Below are 4,155 nucleotides of genomic sequence, written 5' to 3'. Positions count from 1 at the left end.
CCCGCGCGACGCGGAGGGGCGGCCCGCGCATGCCCGCACGATCCTGCTGCCGGCCCTGCGCAAGGCGGTGCAGCGGCCGAGGACACCGCTGTACGGGGCGTTCACCCAGACGTTCACGGCGCGGCTCGGCCCGCTGCTCGGCGACGACCCGCCCGACGAGGAGGAACTCGCCGCCCGCCTCGACGAGGCGCTGCGCGAGGCGCTGCCGGGCTGACCCGGCCCGGGCGGGGCCCCCGGCCGGACGGACGGCGGGCGTGTCGCGGGGATCGACGGCGGCGGGGCTGGGCAGCCTTCCGAGAAGGCTCCCTAGCGGACCTCGGTCTCCACCGGGGCGGTGGTCCGGTGGTCGGGGTCCGGCTGGGCCGTCTCGGCGGTGGGGCCGGTGTTGGCCGCCAGGACGAGCGCGGCGACCGCGGCGACGGCCGCGGCGACGCCACGGGCGTACCGCTCGACGGTGCGTGTGCGTGCCTGCACGGCGACCTCACTACAGCGATGGGGTAACCATGTTTAATCCGCCGTTTAACCTAGAGCCGGTCGGACTCGAACGGCAAGGGCCACAAGGAGAGTTGGACGTGGGGGAGCGGGACGATCCGGGCACCATCGGGCGCCGGGTGCAGCAGTTGCGCATGGCGGGCGGGCTGACCCAGAGACAGCTGGCCGAGCCGGCCTACACGGCCGCCTACATCTCCACCCTGGAGGCCGGCCGGGTGCGGCCCTCCGACGACGCCCTGCGCCACCTCGCCGGCCGGCTCGGAGTCACCTTCGACGAACTGGCCACCGGCCGCCCGGCCCGCCTCGTCACCGAGCTGCGGCTCGGGCTGACCGAGGCGCAGCGCACCCTCGCCGCCGGGGAGACCGAGTCGGCGGTGGAACAGTTCACCGCGCTGCTGGCCGACGCGGAGGCCCACGGGCTGGCCGAGGAGCAGGCCGCCGCGCTGCTCGGGCTCGGGGAGTGCGCGCTGGAGACCGGTGACCTGGTCCCGGGCCGGGGCTTCTTCGAGCGGGCCGAGGCCTGCCTCGCCGGCGCCCCGCTGCCGGCCCGGGTGCCCGCCCTGCGCGGCCGGGCGGTGGCCCACTACCTCGCGGGCGAGCTGCGGTACGCGGTCTACCTGCTGGAATCCACCCTCGACGAGCTGAACCGGGGCGGGCTGCACGACCCGGACGCGTTACTGCTGCTGTACGCGAGCGCGATCGGCCCGTACATGGACATGGGGGCGCACGCCCGCGCGGCGCAGGCGGCCGAGTTCGCGCTGGCCCTGGCCCCGCGCTCCGGGGACCCGGCGCTGGTGGCGCGCATGCACCGGTCGGTGGCCCGCACCCTGCTCGCCGAGGGCCGGCTCGCCGAGGCCGACGCCTCACTGGCCAAGGCGGCGGAGCTGTACCGCGGGCTGCGGCTGCGCACCGAGCTCGCCAACTGCCACTGGATGCGCGGCTACGTGTGCGCGCAGAACGGCGAGCTGGAGCGGGCGGAGGAGGAACTGCGGGAGGCGCTGCGCATGCTGTCGGCCCGCCGCGCCTCCCTCTACAGCCACCAGGTCACCGTCGAACTGGCCGATGTGCTGCACCGGCGCGGCTCCTCCGAACAGGCCGCGGACCTGCTGCGAGACGTGCTCGGCGGGCTGTCCCCCGAGCGCGGCGCGGTGCACGCGGCTGCGGCGCACCGGCTGCTGGGCATCATCGCGGAGGACGCGCGCGACACCGAGCAGGCCGAGGAGCACTACGTGCGGGCGATGAGCCTGCTGGAGCGCGCGGGCGCGCTCGGCGACCTCGCCGACCTGTGCCGGCTGCTGGGCGACCTGCTGCGCCGCACCGGCCGGGTCGAGGCCGCCCTCGACGCCTACCGCACCGGCCTCGGTCACCGCACGGCTCCCGGCACCACGACGCTCGGTCCGGCGCCCGCCCAGCCCGCGCTCTGAACACGGAACGGACTCGATCGTTCCGCATGTGTTTCGGCGGGGGTGCGCCGGGTAGTCGGGCCTCGTTTCGGCCGTTTCAGGCCATCATCCCGAGCGAAGGAGGCGGTGGCCGTGCGGTCCGGGGACGACCCTGGCGGCGACCCCTCGCCCGGCCGCCCCCGGGATCCGGACGGCGGCGGGTACGAGCGGGCGGCCGAGGCGATCGCCGCGGGCGTGCGCGGGGCCGGGCCGGAGGAGATGCCGGGGCGGCTGTGCACCGTGGTCGTGGACCTGCTGCCGGTGGACGGCGCCAGCGTGTCGCTGCGCACCGACGGCATGCCGGTCCAGCTCGGCGCCAGCAGCGCCCGGGCCGCCCACCTGGCCCAGCTCCAGGCCACGCTGGGCGACGGACCCTGCCAGTGGGTCCTGCGGACGGGGGCACCGGTCCTCGTCGGCGACCTGGAGTCCGCCCGCAGCACGCACCGCTGGCCCGTCTTCGCCCAGCAGGCCGTCGCCGCCGGGGTACGGGCCGTGCACGCCCTGCCGCTGGGCAGCGACCGGCTGTGCGTCGGCACCCTCGACCTCTACCGCACGGCCCCCGGCGGACTCACGGACGGCCAGCTGGGGGTGGCCCGCCTGGTGGCCGGGGTGATGACGGTGGCGCTGATGGCCCTGCCGCACGAGGAGGAGCACGAGTACCGGGGCAGCACTCCGTGGCTCAGCGGACTGGCCGCCGACCACGACACGATCCACCAGGCCGTCGGCATGATCATGGCCCAGCTGGGCGTCGGGGCCGACGAGGCCCTGGCCCGGCTGCGGGGCGACGCCTTCGCCCACGGCCGCACGGCACTCGACGTCGCCGGTGACGTGGTGGCACACCGCAGGCGGTTCGAGTCGCCCTGAGCGCGCCGACCCGTCGCCGGCGGGCGCCTTCGTAGGCTTGCCGGCCATGGACGTACTCATACTGTCGCTGACCTGCCTGGTGATCCTCGGCGCCGCCGGCCTCCAGAGCCGCATCGCCCGCACCGACCGCCGGCTGGCCCGTGTGGAACGCAAACTCGACCGGATGCTGGACCACCTGGGGCTGCACGAGGAGCTGCCGAGACGGGAGGAGATCACCGCGCTCGTGCGGGAGGGGAGGACCGTCCAGGCGATCAAGGTCTACCGCGAGGCCACGGGCGCGGACCTGCTGGAGGCCAAGCAGGCGGTCGACCGCCTGACCTGACCCGGACCACCCGCCGGAACCCGGCCGTCACACCCGCAGGCGGGACTGCCGCCGGATCTCCGTCAGGCGCTCGGTGCCGAACTGCGCCACCGCCTGCGTGACCTCCGGCGCCACCTCGCCGAGTCCGCCGTTGGTGAGGGTGATGGTCTCCTCCCCGACCCGTACGGCGGCGAGGTCCACGGTCAGGTGGCTGTCCGCCCCGTCCGGGGTCCGCCCGGACAGCGTGATCCGCAGGGCCGCCCGGGCGTCCCCCACCTCCGGCAGCGGCAGTTCCGCCACCCGCGCCTCCTGCCGGCCCGCCCCCGTGGTCGTCGCCGTGAAGCGTTCGCACGTCCCGGGCAGCGAAGCCAGCCAGGCCAGGGTGCGGTCCACCTCGGCGGACGGGTGCGCGGCCACCTGGTAGCGCAACTGGGCGTCGCTGTAGGCGTCGTCGAGGGTCACCGCGGCGTGCGGTCCCGTCGGGTCGCCGAACAGGTCCTCCGTGTAGAGGGCGTCGAGCAGGCGGCGGCAGTCGGCGTCCTGCGCGGTGGCCTTCAGCAGCCCGTCCCGCCAGGTCGCGGCGCCCCGCGTCGGGATCCACGGCTCCCCCAGGTCCGTCTCCGTGACGAGCGCGGCCCGCACCTGCTCCGCGCTCAGCACGGACGACTCCGCCGAGCCGGTGGGGCTGGGCTGTTCGGCGGCCGGGGATGCGGCGGAGGCCGGAGTGGAGGCGGGCGCGGAGGCGGCCGACCGGGCCGCCGCGCCGTCCTCGGCGGAACAGGCCGTCGCCGTCAGCAGGGCGGTCACCGACAGGGCGGAGACGAGGACGGCACGGGCGGCCGGGGCACGGGTCATCGGGCTGTCTCCTGGGGGACCGGTCCGGAGTCGGACACCTGCCCCCACGGCACCACCGCCCCGCCCGCCCCACCAGCGCGACGGTCCGTCCGGGTGAGCGGGCCGCACGGGCCCGGGAGCCCCGATCCCACCCGGCGCCGGGGACGGGGGCCGCCGGGCCCCCGCGTAGGGTCGCGCACGGGACGGCGGGCACCGCACGAC

Annotated in this window: 5 protein-coding genes and 1 pseudogene; 4 read left to right on the top strand and 2 right to left on the bottom strand. The window is 76.4% G+C overall.

Annotated elements, in window-relative coordinates; all coding sequences use genetic code 11:
- Positions 1-214, top strand: a pseudogene (locus tag G3I53_RS28075) (ABC transporter substrate-binding protein); the annotation flags it as partial.
- Between the two features lie 92 nt (positions 215-306).
- Here the strand turns inward: G3I53_RS28075 and G3I53_RS33470 are convergent.
- Positions 307-474: a hypothetical protein gene (locus G3I53_RS33470; protein ID WP_343239693.1), complete on the bottom strand. Its 168-nt coding sequence runs from the start codon at positions 472-474 to the stop codon at positions 307-309.
- A 98-nt stretch (positions 475-572) separates the two neighbouring features.
- On the opposite strand from G3I53_RS33470, the gene G3I53_RS28070 reads away from it, so the two are divergent.
- From G3I53_RS28070 to G3I53_RS28060, 3 genes are all read left to right on the top strand, one after another.
- On the top strand, positions 573-1,916 hold the full coding sequence (locus tag G3I53_RS28070) for a transcriptional regulator (RefSeq protein ID WP_164438908.1): 1,344 nt from the start codon (positions 573-575) through the stop codon (positions 1,914-1,916).
- A gap of 105 nt (positions 1,917-2,021) precedes the next feature.
- Positions 2,022-2,798 carry a GAF and ANTAR domain-containing protein gene (locus tag G3I53_RS28065; RefSeq protein ID WP_164438907.1) on the top strand — a complete coding sequence of 259 codons (777 nt, stop codon included), beginning with the start codon at positions 2,022-2,024 and terminating at the stop codon, positions 2,796-2,798.
- Positions 2,799-2,844: 46 nt separating this feature from the next.
- Positions 2,845-3,120 (top strand): hypothetical protein, encoded by a 276-nt coding sequence (locus G3I53_RS28060; RefSeq protein WP_164333451.1) that lies wholly within the window; start codon positions 2,845-2,847, stop codon positions 3,118-3,120.
- A 27-nt stretch (positions 3,121-3,147) separates the two neighbouring features.
- Here G3I53_RS28060 and G3I53_RS28055 read toward each other — a convergent pair whose 3' ends face one another.
- Positions 3,148-3,954 (bottom strand): hypothetical protein, encoded by an 807-nt coding sequence (locus G3I53_RS28055; protein WP_164333452.1) that lies wholly within the window; start codon positions 3,952-3,954, stop codon positions 3,148-3,150.
- Between the last annotated feature and the right edge of the window lie 201 nt (positions 3,955-4,155).

The organism is Streptomyces sp. SID14436, from assembly GCF_010548465.1.
In the GTDB taxonomy this organism is placed as follows: Bacteria; Actinomycetota; Actinomycetes; order Streptomycetales; family Streptomycetaceae; genus Streptomyces.
The sequence above is the reverse complement of the archived record's forward strand: the minus strand, read 5'-3'. Positions and strand labels throughout refer to the sequence as shown.

What these genes read in the sequence shown, in the direction of transcription:
- G3I53_RS28060 (WP_164333451.1), top strand. Translation starts at nt 2,845, where the DNA reads ATGGACGTACTCATACTGTCGCTGACCTGCCTGGTGATCCTCGGCGCC.
- G3I53_RS28055 (WP_164333452.1), bottom strand. Translation starts at nt 3,954, where the DNA reads ATGACCCGTGCCCCGGCCGCCCGTGCCGTCCTCGTCTCCGCCCTGTCG.